1 protein-coding gene is annotated in these 1338 nt (G+C 69.4%); it reads right to left on the bottom strand.

Annotated elements, in window-relative coordinates:
- Window positions 1-305 precede the first annotated feature (305 nt).
- Window positions 306-1338: Ig-like domain-containing protein (locus ABD951_RS18285; RefSeq protein WP_345348082.1), on the bottom strand; the 1033-nt coding region annotated here is incomplete at its 5' end.

Here is a 1338-nt window from a genome sequence, read left to right as displayed (position 1 = left end):
CTCACTGATCGTGCGAGTGATCCGCTCATTCCCGTCATCCCACGTCACCGACCCGGACGCCGCCGACGCGACACCCCCGCCGACGATCACCAGGCCGAGCGGGACGAGGGCGCCGACGCTGAACGTCGCCACCCCACGTCGCACATTCGGACGCGACATATCGATCCTCCATTGACTGGCGCGCGTTGTCGGCGCGCAGGACTTGTTGGGCGCCTTCGGGTGTCGAACGTCTCGACCGGCCTCTGCGCCTACGAGAGTCGGTCCGCTCGGGTCTTCAGGGGGAGATCCGAGCGGACCGACAGGAATCACGAACCGAAGATCGAGTCGAGCGAACCGGCGCTACCGGTGCCGCCGCCCTCGCCCGGCGCTGCAGACACCGTCACGGTTCCCTTCGCCGAGGTGGAGCCGGTGTAGCCCGGTCCACCGGAGTACACCGCGGTGATGTCCTTCGGACCCGCCGCGGTGAAGGAGTACGACAGCGTGGCCTTGCCGTCCACGACCGGAACCGGCAGACCGATCGCCCGATCACCGTCCTTGAACTGCACCGTGCCACCCGCCGACGCCGGCGACACCGTCGCCGTCAACGTCAACGTCTGACCCACCGTCGCCGTCGCCGGCACCTCGACGGTCGTCGTCGTCGCGACATCCGTCGGCAACGGCTCCGACACCGACACCGACACCGCCTGCGACGTCGAGTTCAGGAACCCGGCACCGCCGGTGAACACCGCTGTGACGCTCCGGGTGCCCGCCGCATCGAAGGTGTGCGACAGCGTCGCCGCCCCGTTCACCACCGGCACCGGACCGCCGATGTTCGCGTCACCGTCCTTGAACTGCACCGTGCCCGACGCATTCGACGGCGTCACCACCGCCGAGAGATCCACCGCGACACCCACCTTCGCCGTCGCGGGCGCACCCGCGACCACAGTCGTCGCCACATCCGCCGGCGCCGGATCCGACACCGTGACGGTCGACGCCTGGGAGGTCGACGTCAGGAACCCGGCCGCACCGGAGTAGACGGCGGTGACGCTCTTCGAGCCGGCGGCGTCGAACGTGTGCGACAGCGTCGCGACACCGTTCACCACGTTCACCGGACCACCGACGTTCGTGTTGCCGTCCTTGAACTGCACCGTGCCACCGTTCGGAGCGGGGCTGACGGTCGCCTTCAACTCCACTGCCTGACCGGTCGTCGCCGTGGCCGGAGCCGTCAGGCTCGTCGCGGTCGCGACGTCCACCGGAGCCGGATCCGACACCGTGACCGTCGACGCAGAAGACGTCGACGTCAGGAACCCGGCCGCACCGGAGTAGACGGCGGTGATGTTCTTCGCGCCGGCGGCGTCG

The organism is Rhodococcus olei, from assembly GCF_039540555.1.
GTDB classification, from domain to species: domain Bacteria; phylum Actinomycetota; class Actinomycetes; order Mycobacteriales; family Mycobacteriaceae; genus Rhodococcus_G; species Rhodococcus_G olei.
Note: the sequence above shows the minus strand (reverse complement) of the source record. Positions and strands in the feature narration are given on the sequence as shown.